The organism is Nitrospirota bacterium, assembly GCA_040752355.1.
Lineage (GTDB): Bacteria > Nitrospirota > Thermodesulfovibrionia > Thermodesulfovibrionales > Dissulfurispiraceae > JBFMCP01.
Genome location: JBFMHE010000015.1, coordinates 23,833 through 40,539, shown reverse-complemented (window position 1 = coordinate 40,539; position 16,707 = coordinate 23,833). Strand labels below are relative to the sequence as shown.

At 56.8% G+C, this 16,707-nt stretch carries 17 protein-coding genes; 15 read left to right on the top strand and 2 right to left on the bottom strand.

The window, feature by feature from the left end; translation table 11 throughout:
• Positions 1-10 precede the first annotated feature (10 nt).
• From AB1805_11525 to AB1805_11480, 10 genes are all read left to right on the top strand, one after another.
• Positions 11-622: a 5-formyltetrahydrofolate cyclo-ligase gene (locus tag AB1805_11525; GenBank protein ID MEW5746052.1), complete on the top strand. Its 612-nt coding sequence runs from the start codon at positions 11-13 to the stop codon at positions 620-622.
• The gene (folE, locus tag AB1805_11520; protein ID MEW5746051.1) at positions 603-1,160 is read left to right on the top strand and encodes a GTP cyclohydrolase I FolE; all 558 of its coding nucleotides are present in this window, start codon (positions 603-605) and stop codon (positions 1,158-1,160) included. Before AB1805_11525 ends, folE begins: the two co-directional genes overlap by 20 nt.
• 51 nt (positions 1,161-1,211) lie before the next feature.
• Positions 1,212-2,120, top strand: coding sequence for a bifunctional methylenetetrahydrofolate dehydrogenase/methenyltetrahydrofolate cyclohydrolase FolD (gene folD, locus AB1805_11515; protein MEW5746050.1), 909 nt, complete (start codon positions 1,212-1,214; stop codon positions 2,118-2,120).
• Between the two features lie 448 nt (positions 2,121-2,568).
• Positions 2,569-3,168, top strand: coding sequence for a 4Fe-4S dicluster domain-containing protein (locus AB1805_11510; protein ID MEW5746049.1), 600 nt, complete (start codon positions 2,569-2,571; stop codon positions 3,166-3,168).
• 9 nt (positions 3,169-3,177) lie between these two features.
• Positions 3,178-4,056, top strand: a complete 879-nt coding sequence (locus tag AB1805_11505; protein ID MEW5746048.1) for a CoB--CoM heterodisulfide reductase iron-sulfur subunit B family protein — start codon at positions 3,178-3,180, stop codon at positions 4,054-4,056.
• Positions 4,053-7,097 (top strand): FAD-dependent oxidoreductase, encoded by a 3,045-nt coding sequence (locus AB1805_11500; GenBank protein MEW5746047.1) that lies wholly within the window; start codon positions 4,053-4,055, stop codon positions 7,095-7,097. Before AB1805_11505 ends, AB1805_11500 begins: the two co-directional genes overlap by 4 nt.
• Positions 7,098-7,181: 84 nt before the next feature.
• Complete coding sequence (locus tag AB1805_11495) at positions 7,182-7,679, top strand: hydrogenase iron-sulfur subunit (GenBank protein ID MEW5746046.1); 498 nt, start codon at positions 7,182-7,184, stop codon at positions 7,677-7,679.
• Positions 7,676-8,374 (top strand): methylenetetrahydrofolate reductase C-terminal domain-containing protein, encoded by a 699-nt coding sequence (locus AB1805_11490; protein ID MEW5746045.1) that lies wholly within the window; start codon positions 7,676-7,678, stop codon positions 8,372-8,374. The genes AB1805_11495 and AB1805_11490 overlap by 4 nt, the downstream gene beginning before the upstream one ends.
• Positions 8,375-8,393: 19 nt before the next feature.
• Positions 8,394-9,371, top strand: coding sequence for a methylenetetrahydrofolate reductase (locus AB1805_11485; GenBank protein ID MEW5746044.1), 978 nt, complete (start codon positions 8,394-8,396; stop codon positions 9,369-9,371).
• Between the two features lie 435 nt (positions 9,372-9,806).
• Positions 9,807-11,021 (top strand): type II secretion system F family protein, encoded by a 1,215-nt coding sequence (locus AB1805_11480; GenBank protein MEW5746043.1) that lies wholly within the window; start codon positions 9,807-9,809, stop codon positions 11,019-11,021.
• A 4-nt stretch (positions 11,022-11,025) separates the two neighbouring features.
• Here AB1805_11480 and AB1805_11475 read toward each other — a convergent pair whose 3' ends face one another.
• Positions 11,026-12,405 carry a sigma-54 dependent transcriptional regulator gene (locus AB1805_11475; GenBank protein MEW5746042.1) on the bottom strand — a complete coding sequence of 460 codons (1,380 nt, stop codon included), beginning with the start codon at positions 12,403-12,405 and terminating at the stop codon, positions 11,026-11,028.
• A 19-nt stretch (positions 12,406-12,424) separates the two neighbouring features.
• On the bottom strand, positions 12,425-13,567 hold the full coding sequence (locus tag AB1805_11470) for a HAMP domain-containing sensor histidine kinase (protein ID MEW5746041.1): 1,143 nt from the start codon (positions 13,565-13,567) through the stop codon (positions 12,425-12,427).
• A 232-nt stretch (positions 13,568-13,799) separates the two neighbouring features.
• Between AB1805_11470 and AB1805_11465 the strand changes: the two genes are divergently transcribed.
• From AB1805_11465 to AB1805_11445, 5 genes are all read left to right on the top strand, one after another.
• A complete protein-coding gene (locus AB1805_11465; protein ID MEW5746040.1) occupies positions 13,800-14,246 on the top strand; it encodes a prepilin-type N-terminal cleavage/methylation domain-containing protein in 447 nt (148 codons plus the stop codon).
• A 242-nt stretch (positions 14,247-14,488) separates the two neighbouring features.
• Positions 14,489-14,977 carry a GspH/FimT family pseudopilin gene (locus AB1805_11460; GenBank protein ID MEW5746039.1) on the top strand — a complete coding sequence of 163 codons (489 nt, stop codon included), beginning with the start codon at positions 14,489-14,491 and terminating at the stop codon, positions 14,975-14,977.
• Positions 14,955-15,419 carry a prepilin-type N-terminal cleavage/methylation domain-containing protein gene (locus AB1805_11455; protein ID MEW5746038.1) on the top strand — a complete coding sequence of 155 codons (465 nt, stop codon included), beginning with the start codon at positions 14,955-14,957 and terminating at the stop codon, positions 15,417-15,419. The genes AB1805_11460 and AB1805_11455 overlap by 23 nt, the downstream gene beginning before the upstream one ends.
• A 42-nt stretch (positions 15,420-15,461) precedes the next feature.
• A complete protein-coding gene (locus AB1805_11450) occupies positions 15,462-16,205 on the top strand; it encodes a prepilin-type N-terminal cleavage/methylation domain-containing protein (protein MEW5746037.1) in 744 nt (247 codons plus the stop codon).
• A 15-nt stretch (positions 16,206-16,220) separates the two neighbouring features.
• On the top strand, positions 16,221-16,697 hold the full coding sequence (locus AB1805_11445) for a hypothetical protein (GenBank protein ID MEW5746036.1): 477 nt from the start codon (positions 16,221-16,223) through the stop codon (positions 16,695-16,697).
• Positions 16,698-16,707 lie beyond the last annotated feature (10 nt).

Below are 16,707 nucleotides of genomic sequence, written 5' to 3'. Positions count from 1 at the left end.
GGGCGGCGCTTTGGAAGACCGGGGCCAGGAGAGCAGCCTGTTCAACGAGAAGCGCCTGATGCGCAAAGAGGTCCTCTCCCGCCGTGACGCCATAAGCGAGGAGCTCAGGAACGCCAAAGACCGGGCGATCGGAGAGCGCCTTGCGGAGCTCCCGGAATTTCATACTTCCCGCACCATTCTTTTCTACGCCTCGTTCAGGAGCGAAGTCGACACCCTGACCCTGCTCCGGCAGAGCCTCGCGGAGGGGAAGCGCGCCGTCCTCCCGAAAGTGGACCGCGCAAGCGGCCTCCTCGCCCTCTACGAAATCAAATCCATGGAAGAGCTCGTCCCCGGCTACCTGGGGATACCCGAGCCGCAGCTCTCTGAAGAGCGGAGTGTCGATATTGCAGCGGTCGATGTCGTCATCGTGCCCGGCGTCGCCTTCGACGGGCAGGGCAACAGGCTGGGATACGGCAAGGGGTTTTATGATAAACTACTTTGTCGTACGGCGGCCCGTACCGTTGCGCTGGCGTACGAAGAGCAGATGGTGGAGCGCATTCTCTCCGAAGACCATGATATGAAAATGGATATAATCGTTACCGATAGAAGGATTTTACGCTTCGATGGACGCAAAAAAAATTAGAGAAGGGGTAAGATTGATCCTCGAAGGGATCGGGGAGGATACTGCCAGGCCCGGCATCAAGGATACGCCCGAGCGGGTGGCGAAGATGTTCGCCGAGATCTTTTCGGGACTGCAAGACCCTGAAGAGGACCTGCTCAAGCCGATCGACGGCGAGAGCCACGACGAGATGGTGCTGCTGAAGGATATCCCCTTCTACTCGGTCTGCGAGCACCACCTGCTGCCCTTCATCGGCAAGGCGCATATCGCCTATATCCCTTCGGGCAATATCGTCGGCTTGAGCGAGCTGGCCAAGGCCCTCGAGCACCTCGCCAAGAGGCCGCAGGTCCAGGAGCGGCTGACCGCACAGCTCGCCGATATGATCATGACCAGGATCAAGCCTCGGGGCTGCATGGTCGTCATCGATGCAGAGCACCTTTGCATGAGCATGAGGGGAATCAAAAAGCCGGGATCGAGGACGACGACGTCGGCAGTGCGGGGGATCTTCAGGTCGAAACAGAGCACCCGCGAAGAGATGCTCTCGCTGATCAAGGGCGCTTAACACACCGATATTTGCTTCCGTTTTTCAATAAAAGCTAAAGAGGAGGTCAGAATGTCAGCAAAAATCATCAGCGGCACCGAAGTAGCAGCGCAGATCAGGGAGGAGCTCAAGAAGGAAGTAGCCGATCTGAAAGCAAAAACAGGGGTCGTGCCCGGCCTGGTCACCATCCTGGTAGGCAAGAACCCCGCTTCAGTCAGCTATGTTACCGCCAAGCAGAAGACCGCGCATGAGCTCGGCTTCCACTCCATTCAGGACGATCAGCCCGAGGACCTCTCCGAAGAGGGTCTGCTCACGCTCATCGAAAAGTACAACAAGGATCCGAAGATCCACGGCATCCTCGTCCAGCTCCCGCTCCCCAAACATATCAATGAGAAAAAGGTCCTCAATGCCATCGACCCCGACAAGGACGTCGATTCCTTCCATCCGGTCAATGTGGGCCGCCTGATGATCGGCGGCTCGGAGGCGAAGTTCCTCCCCTGCACCCCTGCCGGCATACAGGAGCTGATCGTGCGCTCCGGCTATGAGACCTCGGGCGCCGAGGTCGTGGTGGTCGGCCGCTCGAATATCGTCGGCAAGCCCATCGCCAACATCATGCTCCAGAAGGGCAGAGGTGCAAACTCCACCGTCACCATCGTGCATACCGGGACGAAAAACCTCCAGTCTCACTGCAAGCGCGCCGATATCCTCATCGTCGCTGCCGGCGTGCCGGGCCTGGTAAAACCCGAATGGATCAAGCCCGGCGCCTGCGTCATCGATGTGGGCGTCAATCGCGTCGGTGAAAAGAAGAGCGAGAAGACCGGCAAGATGGTCCCCATCCTCAAGGGCGATGTCGATTTCGATGCTGCCAAAGAGATTGCCGGCGCCATCACCCCTGTGCCCGGCGGCGTCGGTCCGATGACCATCACCATGCTCATGAAGAACACCGTCACGTCGGCAAAGATGCACGCCGGCATAAAGTAAGCACCTGAAATGCCAAGATTATGATGATACCCCGGGGCGTACAGGAATCTGCGGCGCTCCGGGGATAGCGATCAGAAGAGGAGGGGGCAGAGGTGAGTCATTTTCGCTCATTCTCGGTCGATGCGACCTCCGAGGCGGGGCAGCTCGGAATCGAGTCGTACCGACCCGCTCCGGAATTCCCGAAAAGTCTACGACTTTCCGGGAGCCCTCTGCATCTCTATGGGGTCCCCAAAAAGACAACGTCTTTTTGGGGCGGGGCTCCGCTTGGGCTGCCCATGCCGCTCCAAATGACTCACCTCTGCCCCCTCCTTTTGAGCGGCGCCTTTTTATTGCATAAACCAGAAAGGCGATGGTAATATAAATTTTAATTATCCTCGTATAAAAGACGCCCCTGGCATACCTGTATCGTGCGGGAATTCCAGAGTAAAGTCTTCTGAAGGAGTAGGCTATGTCGAGAACTGCATTGAAGTATGAGCCTGCGCTCTCCACGTCTCTGTTACAGGAAATCGTCGACCGGTCGGGCCAGAACCTGCGCGCCTGCTACCAGTGCCGCCGCTGTGCAGCAGGCTGCCCGGTAGGAGAAGAGACCGAAGGGGTCACTCCCGACCGCCTCATCAGGATGATCCTGCTCGGCGACAAGGAGGCAGCCCTCAACAACCTCCTCGTCTGGAAGTGCCTCTCCTGCTATACCTGCGGTACGCGCTGCCCCAACAATATCCAGACCGCCCGCATCAACGAGACCCTGAAGCAGATGTCCAAGGAAAACCACAGCCAGCCGCTGCTCCCCAAGGTGGCCGCTTTCCATGAATCCTTCATGAAGTCTGCAGCGCACTTCGGCCGGTTCAACGAAGCGGAGTTCATGGGACTTTATATCGTCAAGGAGATGAAAGAGGGCGGCATGAAGGCTGCGCTCGACGAAGTGAAGAGCGCCTCCCGGCTGGGTCTCGCGATGATGGGCAAGAAGAGGCTGCATCTCGGGCTCGGAAAGGTCAGGAACCGTTCCGAGGTCAAGAACCTTTATAAAAAGTCCAGGGAAAAGGCAAAGTAGGGGTATTTTATGGTAGAGATAGCGTACTATCCCGGTTGTACCTTACATGCTTCGTCCGAGCTTTACGATATCCAGTGCAAGGCGGTGCTCGGTAAGCTGGGGATCGAGCTCAAGGAGATAGAGGACTGGAACTGCTGCGGCGCAACCTCGGCCGCAAAGACCGATGAGTTCCTCTCCATCGCCCTCCCCGCCCGCAACCTCGGTATCGTCGATGCCAGCGGTTATGCGGAGATGGTGATTCCCTGCTCCTCCTGCTACAGCAGGACCCTCGTCTCCCAGAAGAAGCTGCTCGAGGACCCCGAGCTGAAGAAGACGATCAATGAAGAGCTGAGCAAGAAGGTCGAAGGAAAAACGAAGATCAGGAGCATCCTCGAAGTCCTCCTTCCGAAGGTCACCTCCGGCGAGCTCGCCGAGAAGGCGGCCAGGAAGCTCGAGGGGCTGGTCCCGGTCTGCTACTACGGCTGTCTCATGACCCGCTTCCCGATGGACCTGGATGTCCCCGACAGTGTCGAGAATCCGCAGGGGATGGAGACGGTCCTCAAGGCCCTCGGCGCAAAGCCCCTCGACTGGAGCTTCAAGACCGACTGCTGCGGCGCCGCCGCCTCGGTCAACGATACCGACACCTCGCTCTTCCTGATGTCGAGGATCATGAAAGACGCCCTTGCCCGCGGCGCCAACTGCTTTGTCGTCACCTGCCCGATGTGCCAGTTCAACCTGGACGCCTACCAGGACCAGGTGAGAGAGAAATTCGGCATCCCCGAGCGTCTGCCGGTCTACTTCATCACCGAGCTGATCGGTGTCGCCCTCGGCCTCGATGCCCGGCAGATGCAGATCGACCGGCACTTTACCGATGCAATGGGACTGTTAAAGGAGCTGAAACTGCTATGAGCGCGAACCCTTCATCTAATAACGGTGGCAAGAAGCGCGGTTCGGTCCTCATCGTCGGCGGCGGCATCGGATCGATGCAGGCCGCCCTCGACCTCGCCGACAGCGGATTCAAAGTCCATCTCGTGCAAAAAGATCCCTCCATCGGCGGCACGATGGTCATGCTCGACAAGACCTTCCCGACCGGCGATTGCGCCATGTGCATGATCTCGCCCAAGATGGTCGAGGTGGGCAGGCATCTGAACATCGATATCCACACCCTCGCCGAGGTGACCTCGGTAGAAGGCGGACCCGGCAACTACCGGGCAACAATAAAGCTCGCTCCCCGGTATGTCGATCCCGAAAAGTGTACGGGCTGCGGCGACTGCGAAGCGAAATGCCCCAAGAAGGTGACGAGCGAGTTCGAGCAGGGGCTCGCGACGCGCAAGGCGATCTACTCGCTCTTCGCCCAGGCGGTGCCGAACACGAGGGCGATCGACGCGGGCCAGTGTCTCTATCTCACCAAAGGCGTCTGCCGCAGCTGCCAGAAGGTCTGCAAGGCGGGCGCGATCAATTACGAAGACAAGGGCCGGGAGATAGAAGTAAACGTCGGCGCCGTTATTCTCGCTCCGGGCCTGGACCGCTACAACGCGAAGGTGCGCGGCGAGCTCGGTCTCGGGCGCTGGCCCAATGTGGTCTCTTCCATTCAGTTCGAGCGCATCCTCTCGGCCTCGGGTCCGTATAAGGGCGAGGTGAAACGGCCTTCCGACGAGAAGCATCCGCACAAGGTCGCCTGGATCCAGTGTGTCGGCTCCAGGGACTCGCACAATGCCAATCCCTGGTGCTCCTCGGTCTGCTGCATGTACGCGACCAAGCAGGCGATCATCGCCAAAGAGCACGACAAGCGCATCGAGCCCACCATCTTCTACATGGAGATGCGGGCCTTCGGAAAAGACTTCGACAAGTATGTGGAAAGGGCAAAGAAGGATTACGGCGTGCGGTATCAGCGCGCCATGGTCTCGGCGGTCAGGGAAGAGCCCGGCACCGGCAATCTCATTACGCGCTATGCCGACGAAGAGGGGCGGCTTATCGATGAGAGCTTCGATATGGTGGTCCTCTCGGTCGGGCTCGAGCCGCACAAGAACGCCGATGAATTCGCCAAGACCTTCGGCATAGAGACCAACGCCTATAAATTCGCCAGGACCTCTCCGCTCCTCCCGGTGAGGACCAGCAAAGAGGGTATCTTTGTCACCGGCACCTACCAGGGGCCCAAAGACATTCCGGATACGGTGATGCAGGGAAGCGCCGTTGCAGGGGAGGCCATGGCCCTCCTCGGCGAGGCCCGCGGCACCGAGACGGTGAAGAAAGAGCTGCCTCCTGAGAGGGATGTCGCTGCCGAGGACGCGAGAATCGGCGTCTTCGTCTGCCATTGCGGCATCAATATCGCCTCAACCGTCGATATCGACAAGGTGGTCGAGGCGGCAAAGGAGCTGCCCGGCGTCGTCTATGCGACAAACACCATCTATGCCTGTGCGCAGGACAACCAGGAAGTCATCAAACAGACGATCAAGGAGCAGAACCTGAACCGGGTCGTTGTCGCCTCCTGTACGCCGCGTACCCATGAGCCGCTTTTCCAGGAGACCATACGCGATGCAGGACTGAACAAGTATCTCTTCGATCTCGCCGATATCCGCGAGCAGTGCTCCTGGTGCCATATGGGCAAGAAAGAAGAGGCGACGAAGAAGGCGAAACAGATCGTCAAGATGTCTGTCGCCAAGTCGAGGCTCCAGAAGCCGATACAGACCGATACGGTCGGCGTCACCCCCTCCTGCATGATCATCGGCGGCGGCGTGGCGGGAATGACCTCTGCCCTCGCCCTGGCTGAGCAGGGCTTCGAGGTCCACCTCATCGAGAAGGAGAGCGAGCTGGGCGGCCTCGTCAGGAATCTCCACCGCACCCTCGAAGGGAGCGATGTCCAGGCATTCCTGAAGCAGCGGATAGAAGCGGTGAGGAGTCATCCGCGCATCAGGCTCCATACCGGCGCCGAGGTGAAAAAGACCGAAGGCTTCGTCGGCAACTTCAAGACCACGCTGACCGACGGCTCCGCCTTCGAGCATGGAACGATCATCCTGGCTACCGGCGGCGTAGAATACGAGCCGACGGAGTATCTGTTCGACGACAGCAAACGGGTCGTCACCCAGCGGGAGCTCGAGAAGAGGCTCGCTGCCGGAGAGACACCGAAGACCGGCGAATCCTTTGTGATGATCCAGTGTGTCGGGTCGCGGGAGGAGCCGAACCAGTACTGCTCCCGCATCTGCTGCCAGGATGCGGTCAAGAACGCCATCGCGATCAAGGAAAAGAACCCCGATGCACAGGTGACCATTCTCTACCGGGATATCCGCACCTACGGCCTGCGCGAGGACTTCTACAAGAGGGCGCGTGAGCTCGGCGTGCTCTTCGTGCGCTATGAGGTAGACAGGAAGCCGGCAGTCGAGAAGGCGGGCGACCGTCTGCAGGTCAGGACATGGGACTACATGCTGGACAGGGAGCTGTCGCTGGACGCCGACTGGGTGGCGCTCTCTACCGGGCTCAGGCCCCATCCCACGACCGACCAGGTCGGCGAGATGTACAAGGTCACCCGCAATCCCGACGGCTACTTCCTCGAGGCGCATGTCAAGCTCCGCCCGGTGGATTTCCCGAGCGAAGGCATCTTCGTCGCCGGTCTGGCCCATGCGCCCAAGAACCTGGACGAGACGATCACCCAGGCGTTGGCAGCAGCGGGCCGCGCAGGAGTGGTCCTCTCCCACCAGCGGCTGGCGGTGTCCGGAATCATCGCGAAGCACCGGAGGGAGCTCTGCATGTCCTGCCTCAGCTGTTTCAGGGTGTGCCCCTTCGACTCGCCCTATATTGCCGAAGACGGCAAGGTCTCGCACAACGAGGTCAAGTGCATGGGCTGCGGCATCTGCGCCGGCATCTGTCCTGCCAAGGCGTTCCAGGTCAACAATTTCCGTGATGACCAGGTCCTTGCCATGATCGATGCAGCGGTAGAGTGCGAGACGGCTTAACAACAGAGGAACGCTTGTTTTTATAGAGGAGGATCAGGAATGAGCACAACCGAGGAAACAACGGCACAGAGCGGCGTTTCATCCATCGAGAAGCCGCGGGAGGCGCCGGAGGGCTGGGAGCCTAACATCCTTGCCTTCGCCTGCCACTACTGCGCCTTTGCCGCAGCAGACCTGGCAGGAGTGATGCGGCTCTCGTATCCTTCCAATGTAAAGGTCATCCGCCTCCCCTGCACCGGCAAGCTCGACCACATCCATGTGCTTCGGGCCTTCGAGCGGGGCGTCGACGGCGTCTTCGTCGCCGGTTGACTGCGGGGACAATGCCATTACCTGGAAGGTAATTTATACGCGGCACGCAGAATCGAGTACATAAAGAAGTTGCTGGCCACTGTCGGCGTCGACCCGGCGCGGCTCGAGATGTACAATCTCTCGGCGGCGATGGGTCCGAAATGGGCTGCTATCTGCACGGAATTCACCGAGAAGATCAGGAGTCTCGGTCCCTCTCCGCTGTGGTTTGCGGTATGCCGGAAGAACGGCCGCAATGACGGCAAGAACGCCGAATCGAAAAGGAGCGAGCAGAAATGATAGTCGGCACACAAAAGCCATTTGAAGAGATCTGGGAAATGGTCAGGGGCTTCAAGAAAGTGATGGTCCTGGGCTGCAACACCTGCGTGGCGATCTGCCATGCAGGGGGCGGCAAAGAGGCGGAGATCATCGCCTCGATGCTCAGGATGAAGGCTGCGCAGGAAGGCGCTGCCATGGAGATAACCAACGGCGGCATCGAGCGCCAGTGCGAGCCCGAGTTCTTCGAGCCGGTGATGGAGCAGCTCAAGGCACAGGACCTGGTGGTCTCCACCGCCTGCGGCGTGGGAGTGAACTTCCTCTCCGACAGGATCGGGAATGTCCCGGTATACCCCGGGGTCAACACCTCGTTCTACGGAGCGGTTCCGCAGGCAGGCGTCTTCAAAGAGCTCTGCGCAGGCTGCGGCAACTGCATCCTCCACCTCACCGGCGGAATATGCCCCATAGCCCGCTGCTCTAAGTCGCTCATGAACGGGCCCTGCGGCGGCACCAATAAAGGCAAGTGCGAGATCAGTCAGGAGGTCGATTGCGGCTGGTACCTGATCGTCGAGAGGATGAAGCAGCTCGGCACCCTCGAGAAACTGTACGAGATCCAGCCTCCGCGGAACTGGTCAACAGGGTTCTACGGCGGACCGCGCCGGGTGGTGCTGCAGCACATACAGGACCTCGAAGAGCAAGAAGAAAAGAAAGCGTCATAAGGGCGGAGGATACAGGACAATGAAAAGCGGAAGCAATCTCGAAAAGGTTATTGCAAGCGGAAAACCGGCGGTGACGGCAGAGCTCGGCCCCCCGATGAGCGCCGATCCGCATGAGGTGATACACAAGGCGAAGCTGCTCAAGGGGACCTGCGACGCGGCGAACATCACCGACTGCCAGACGGCGGTGGTGCGCATTTCGAGTATCGCCGCAGCCTATCTTGCGCTCAGGGAAGGGCTCGAGCCGGTCATGCAGATGACCTGCCGCGACCGCAACCGCATCGCCATGCAGGCCGACCTGCTCGGCGCAGCGGCCCTCGGTCTGAAGAACTGCCTCTGCATCGCAGGCGACCACCAGTCCTTCAGCGCAGCGGGAAGGCTCAAAGGGCATCCGGGCGCCAAGAATGTCTATGATGTCGATTCCATTCAGCTCGTCGGCATCCTCAAGAAGATGCGCGACGAGAGCCTCCAGGAGGGCGGGGACAAGATCGAGGTGCCGCCCAAGTTCTTCATCGGCGCTGCCTTTACCCCGGGCGGAGAGCCCCTCGATTTCCGGCCTTACCGCCTGAAGAAGAAGGTGGATGCCGGCGCGGACTTCATCCAAACGCAGGGTATCTACGACGTGGAGCAGTTCAAGAAGCAGATGGAGATCGTCAGGAATCTCGGCCTCCACGAGCGGACGGCGATTCTCGGCGGCATCATCGTTCCGAAGAGCGCGATGATGCTCAAGTACATGGATTCGTCCGTTGCGGGTGTCAGCGTTCCCAAGCCGCTGATCGAGAGAATGGCGAAGGCGAAAGAGGCTGCCGGCGACGACAAGAAAAAGATGAAGGAGCTGCAGGAGGCCGAGGGCATCAAGATCGCGGTCGAGCTGGTTCAACAGGTCCTCGAGATCCCGGGCATCAAGGGCGTCCACATCCAGGCGATCGAGTGGGAGAGCGCCATGGAGGGCATCGTCAAGGCAGCGGGACTCTGGCCGCGCCCGACCTTCAACGACTAACCTGAACCTTCCGTACATGGAGGGCACTGCTCTACGGCAGTGCCCTTTTTATTGGTGCTAAGGACATCTAACGAAGTGAGCAGGGGGAGTCGGACGAGGCACAGTATGTTCGCTCATTCTCGGACGGCATCCGAGCCGTCCTCCGAGGCACCAGCCCGCTCCATCATCCATGATTCCGCTTTGGGCTGCTGATACCGCTCCACATACTATGCCTCGCCCGACTCTAAGCTGCGTTATTTCGTTAGTGGCTCCAACTTTATATATAGATACTCTTAATGTAACCGCTTTATATATAAGTATGTTTAGAGATAGGGTAAAGTTCGTTCCGAAGTCGCCGATAAAATGAGTGCGGTGACTACCGTCTTGGAAAAGTTGTGATAGCCATCACATCGCAGCGCCACCGGCTTCGATTACGATTGAGCACAAGGGACGATCATGGCAACCTTCGCATGGACAGGTAAAACCCTCCAGGGCGCCGTAAAGAGCGGCGAGACCTCTGCCCGCAACAGGGACGAGCTCGTTGCGCTCCTCAGGAGGCAGGGCGTCATCCCCACCGTAATCAACGAGAAGAAAGAGGCCTCCCAAAAAACCCGCGGCAAGAAAAAGAAGATCACCGATAAAGACCTCGTCGTCTTCACCCGCCAGTTCGCCACCATGTTCACCGCAGGCATCCCGATCGTGCAGGGCCTCGATATCCTCTCGAGACAGACCGAGAACAGGTCGCTGGGCGCCATAATCGGCGATATCAAAACCGATGTCGAGACAGGGACGACGCTCGCCGATGCACTGAAGAAGCATAAACGCATTTTCGACGACCTCTACGTCCATCTCGTTGCAGCAGGCGAGGCAGGCGGCGTGCTCGACAACGTGCTCATGAGACTCGCCGGATACATCGAAAAGGCGATGAAGCTGAAGAAAAAAGTAAAAGGCGCGATGATCTATCCCGGCATCGTCATATCGGTTGCAGTGCTGGTCATCGCAATCATCATGATCTTCGTCATTCCCATATTTGCAAAGATATTCGGTGAGATGGGAGCCAAGCTTCCTGCACCGACGTTGAGCGTGATATGGTTGAGTAGATTTCTGGGGGGCATCGGCGGAATAATTGTATTTTTTTCTATAGTCGGTACCATCTTAGGTTTCCGGCAATATCGGAGGACTGAAGGGGGTCGAAAGAAAACCGACCAGATATTTCTTAAGCTGCCTATTGTTGGAGACCTCATGAGAAAGGTCGCTGTAGCGCGCTTCACGAGGACCCTCGGAACACTCCTGAGCAGCGGAGTGCCCATACTCGATGGGCTCGAAATATGCGCCAGATCCTCGGGGAACAAGGTGATTGAGGAAGTCGTTTTCGGGGTGAGAAAAGAGGTTGCATCAGGCAAGACCATTGCCGAACCCCTCTCTCATTCGACTGTCTTTCCCCCGATGGTCTGCCAGATGATCAATGTCGGCGAGTCGACAGGCGCCCTCGACGCGATGCTCGTGAAGATCGCCGACTTCTATGATGATGAAGTCGATAATGCGGTGGCAAACCTCACCACCATGCTCGAACCCATGCTGATGGTCTTCTTGGGAACGACGATCGGCTATATCGTTATTGCCTTGTATCTGCCCATATTCAAGATGGGCGAGGCAATCGGCGGCAAGTGATTACCTAAGCGGAGCGCTTTCGGTCTTGCTCTTCCGGCCCGGAAGGACTCCCGCTCCTGTACTTCGATATCCTGTATCTGAACTCTCTGAAGGAGAGGCCCAGAAGCTCCGCTGCCTTTGTCTTTACTCCTTTTGTTTTTTCCAGGGCTCTATTCAGCAGTTCCCTTTCTATCCCGCTCAGATACGCATTCAGATCGACGCCGGAATCGGGAATTTCCAGAGAAGAGCTGGAAGGAGAGGCGACAGGGCATACCGTGCATCGCAAGTGCCCATCTTCAGAGAGAATGATTTCCCGCTCTATTATATTTTTAAGCTCCCGCACATTGCCCCTCAGCTCCTGACTCACCACGTAATCGATGAAAGCGGGATCGATCTTTGTGATCTCTTTCTCCAGCTTTTTAGAAAACAGTTTGACAAAGTGGTTAATCAGCAGAGGGATGTCCTCTTTTCTCTCCTTCAAAGAAGGCATCCGTATCTCGAAGGTCGCAAGGCGATAGTAGAGATCCTCCCTGAACTCGTTCTTCTCTTTCAAGTCACCCAGGACCTTGTTTGTCGCTGCCACGATGCGCACATCCACCTCTATCTCGCTGCCGCTGCCGAGAGGACGAATCTTCTTATCCTCCAGAAATCGCAGCAGCTTCGCCTGGAGCGAGAGCGGCATCTCGCCGATCTCGTCCAGGAAGAGCGTACCGCCATGCGCCTCCTCGATCAACCCTCTCTTCGAGGTGTAGGCGCCGGTGAACGAGCCTTTCGCATACCCGAAGAGCTCGCTCTCGAGAAGCTCCGAGGGCAGGCTCGCGCAATTGATAGCGATGAAAGATTTCTCAGCGCGTCTGCTCCTGTTGTGTATAGCCTTTGCAACGAGCTCCTTGCCTGTGCCGCTGTCGCCAATGATAAGCACGCTCGTATCGAAGGGAGCGATCTTTTCTATCATATTGAAGACCCGCTGCATCGCCTCGGACTTGCCGACGATGCTCTGGTAGGCATCGGCATACTGGCGGAGCTCCTTGACCTGTTTCTGAAGGAGTATCTTCTCCTTTATATTCTTCAGGACTACCCTTATCTCATCCAGGTTGAAGGGCTTCGTCACATAGTCATAGGCGCCCAGCTTCATTGCCGATATGGCGGTCTCCGTGGATGCGAAGGCGGTTATGATGAGTACGACCGTCTCGGGGTGCTGCTCCTTGATTGCTTTGAGCAGGTCGATGCCGGACCCGTCACCGAGGCGGAGATCGACAATGGCGATATCGAAGTAGTGCTGGCCGATGAGCGTGGTCGCCTCTGCAAGTCCGCCCGCCTCATGGGAATCGAATCCCCCCTCATCGACCAGGACCTTTATGATCTTCCTTATGTTCTGCTCGTCATCGACAATAAGTGCACGCATCAGATCTCCTCATTCATTCTCATTGCTCGACCGGAAAAGTGATAATGAACTTCGCTCCGCCCAGGGGGGAGCGATCTACCATGACCGCACCGCCGAAGCCGGTGATCATCCGGTAGGCGATGGCGAGGCCCAGCCCGGTGCCGTTCGGCTTTGTAGTGACGAACGGCTCGAATATCTTATCTCTCATCTCCTCCTCTATTCCCGCCCCGTCATCCTCTATAGTAATGACAATGCCGCGATGGTCCTTTTCGATCGAGGCCCATACCGCGGACCTCGCTGCATCAATGGCATTCTTGATTATATTATTAAGAGCTATCTCGATGAAGTTTCTATTTGCGACTATGGCAGCCTTGTCTACCGTATCGAGCACTATCTTTTTAGTGCTGTCGCAGCGGTTCACCACTGCCTGGAGCATTTCGGAGAGCTCTACCTCCTCCTTCGAAGCATCCGCAGGACGGGAAAAAAGGAGGAAGTCATTCACGAGAGTATTTATGCGCTTTACCTCCGCGCCCAGCATTTCGATGAAATCCTTGTCATTCCTTCCCTCCCTCAAGAACTGCACCGCAGCGGTAATAGAGGCGAGCGGATTCCTCAGCTCGTGAGCGAGATCCGCACTCACCCGGAAGAGCCGCTCGTATCCTTTCATCCTGATCCGCTCCTCTTCGAGCCGCCTGATATGCTCCTCCTGCCGCTCCATCCTTGTCTTCAGGTAATCTCCGGCCAGGGCGATTAGCGAGAAGGCGAGCAGGTGCAGTGAAATGTTGAGAATGCTCTCCCGTTCGAAAAAAATGCCGCTCATAAAATAAATCAGGCCGTAGAGCACTACGGAGGCAACAGGGAATATGAATACTTTCTTCGTCTTTATCAATACCGAGGCAAAGAAGATGGGGAAGAGATAGAGGAGCGTCAGGTACGAATAGGTGCTGATGCTGATATACACCATAGAGGAGATGAAGACGATATCGAAGAGGAGGTCGAAATAATTGGCTCCCTTAGAGGGGATGATAAGTCTGATCAAAGCAATAATGCTGTAGATGATAAGAACGTTTCTCAGGACCGGGTTGGCATAGGGGAGCCCCGCCAGCTGGAAGGAGATGAGAAGGGTCAGGGCAAAGATAAATCGCCCGGTTCTGTAGTAATTGAAGTAGGTTGCCTGGTACATTGCGCCACTAGTCTATGTACGATGACAATTTTTGTCAATCCCTGCCTGCCGGAAATTGTCATTGCGAGGACGATTCAAAAGCACCCCTTCATCAAATCACTGAAAAAACAGCTCCCTTCTGAAGCACGTTCCGCTGGCATGGAACGTGCTTTTACAGAAATGTCGTTTGGAAGAACTACTAGGAAGCAGAATTCATCCGCCGAAGACGGATGAAAGCGAAAAGGAGGTTTCAATGTTCAAGGCAATCAACACAATGAAGGTAAGGGATGAGAGAGGCTTTACCCTCGTCGAGCTGCTGATCGTCATCGCAATCATCGCCATCCTTGCAGCGATAGCGATCCCGCAGTTTACAAGGTACCGGGAAAGCGCTTTCAGAAATGCGACGAGAACAGACGTAAGGAACGCAATAGCTGGTATCGCGGGCTTTCAAGCTGATTTTGGAGCAATGCCTACCGGTCCTGCGGGATGCGGCCCTGGCCCTGCTCAATGTGATATCACCGGCGGAGGAAACACGGTGACTGGTGGCTTGAATATATCAAGAAATGTGACCCTTGCGCTCGCCTTTGTGGCGTGCCCGACGGGTGCAGCTGGATTCACCGTAACCGGCACTCATGCTGAACTCCCTGCAGCATGGTCAGCATCATACAACTCTTGCACAGGCGTATATACAAACTTCTAATAGCATCTGTTAACAGGAAGTTAGTGTTAGGGATCAAGGGGCGTTGCATAAACGCCCCTTGCTATTTTGTCATTTGTGGCAAAATCTGCCGAATATCAATCCTTATGTACTTCACTGCCCATAACTGTGGAATCGACTACCGAGCGTACGCCAGCAAGGATCTGAGGGCACTTACATATAAAGGGATTTTTAAGTATGGACTGCTGGCATTCTATTTGCTTGAATAGTGCGAGGAGATACTGATGAGAGCCGGAACACAAGAAGGGTTTTCGATAGTAGAACTCATTATAGCAGTTGCTATCGCCGCAATTGCAGGGGCGATCGCCATGCCGGCGTTTCACAATTTTACGGAGAACAAGAAGCTCAAATCCGCTGCGCGAGCGCTCGAGTCCGATTTCTTCGAGCTGAAGGAAAGAGCGATAGCTGAAAACAGGCAGTTCAGACTGACCATTAATGTAGTGCCCAATAACTACACGACCGAGCGGTGTGGTGCGGTTGCGCAGTCTCCCTGTGCCGGATGGGAGCCCCCGACCGTTCGGGACTTTTCGGCCATCGGAACGAATATTGCCATTGCCGGGGCTCCCAATACTACAGAAACTCAGTACACTTTTCAAACGAGAGGAACGGCAACTCCTGGGACGGTCAGATTGATTTTAACTAACAGGCCCTCCTGGGCTGAAATCACTACCAACATTACGGGAAGGACCTATGTCCGATTCGATCTCCAATAATAGAGGTCTGAGCATGATCGAAGTGCTCATCGCGCTCCTCCTGACCATGATCGGGGTTATGGGGCTCATGTCCATGCAGCCGCAGGGGTGGTGGCTGTCGGGGAAGTCCGATTTTCTGGGCAGGGCCGCAGGCATACTGCACGAAGAGCTCGAAGCCAAATCGGCGCTCATAATGAATCCCTGCAACAATGTCGTGCAATCCAACCCGAACATCAAGACAACCTTTGCGAACGGTCCCGTGAGCACGGGGGCCGGCGATATCCAGTACATTGTCCAGACGAATATCGTCCCGGTCGTGCCGAACCTGACCTGGAGATTGACGATCAGGGTGACTCCGCCCGGGAGCCCGGCCGTGTCCGAGAGCACAATAGTCACGAGACAGGAGGCCTTCAGGTTTCCTGGGGGCTGTGTTAACAATTCAGTAACTCCCAATTACAACTAGGCTGCTGAAATGAACGAGACTGCCGAATTCGAAAGAGCCTGTTTGAAAACAAAAGGCTTCACCCTTGTAGAGGTCCTGTTCGCTATTACTATCGGCCTCATGCTCTTGGGCGCCATCTTTGTTGCGGTCCAGTCGGGTCAGCGGTCGTCGATGGTGATTGAATCGAAAGTCGCTGCACAGCAGGATGTGCGGGCAGCCCTGGAGCTTATGGCGATAGAACTGGGCATGGCATCGTTCAATCCGACGCTTAACCCGAACATCTGGACAACGGGGTGTAACAGCGGGTCAGCGGTCAACGCCAATAGAGGAATCCAGGCGGTGCCGGGGAGCTCTATGGCAAACGTAGTGACCATCGGTATGGATATTACGGATAGTGCAGCGGGGCCTAATGGTGACGGCGCGATCGATGACCCCAGTGAGGTAATCACCTATGCCTATGATGCTCCGAACCAGCGCGTTACCCGCTCAACGAGTTGCGGCGGGTCACAACCCTTTCTAGGCGATACAGCTGCATCCGGTAATCCGAGAGTTGTAAGGGTCAGAAACGATGTCAACGGCAATGGAGCGTATGACGAGGGAACCGACATTCCGGTGTTCAGGTTCTTTGACGGCAGCGGCGCCATGATCCCTTTTGCATCCCTGCCGGCGAATGTTCCGAGCATACGGCGGATCGAGATCACGCTTGCTGTCGAGACCGAAGATATCGACCCCAATACCGGGCAGAGGAGACGGATGATCTACTCGACCAGCGTTACACCGAGAAATCATGTGATCAGTCCTCCATAAGGCGACGAGGCAGGTATGAGAGAAACGAAAATGCATGATCAAAAAGGCTTTGCGATGATCGCCGCTCTCCTTGCGATCCTGATCCTTACTGCTGTCGGGGTCCTCGTGTTCACCGTATCCACACGGGACATAAGGATAAGCACAAGGGTTACCGGCGAGAAAAAGGCGTTTTCAGCGGCAGAAGCCGGCGTCAGCATGCTGCTGCAGGGGTTCGGGCCTCTGACCTTCAGCTCTTCCGCGGTCGCCAATGTCCCGGTCGACCCTGCCACCGATCCCGACTCCCTCTACACTATCGGCGCCCCGGTGGCCAGCGGGGCCGGCTGGATACCCATGGCCGGGTATACCATGTCGACCGGGGGGCCAACCCCTCCTATGGGGCAGGATACCTTTGACACGGTCGTTACCGGAACGAATGCGCGCTATAACAGCACTGTCCGGATAGAGCTCGGAATGGGGTTCGGCCCTGTTCCTTTCGGCACTACCTACCAATAAGGAGGCTGAT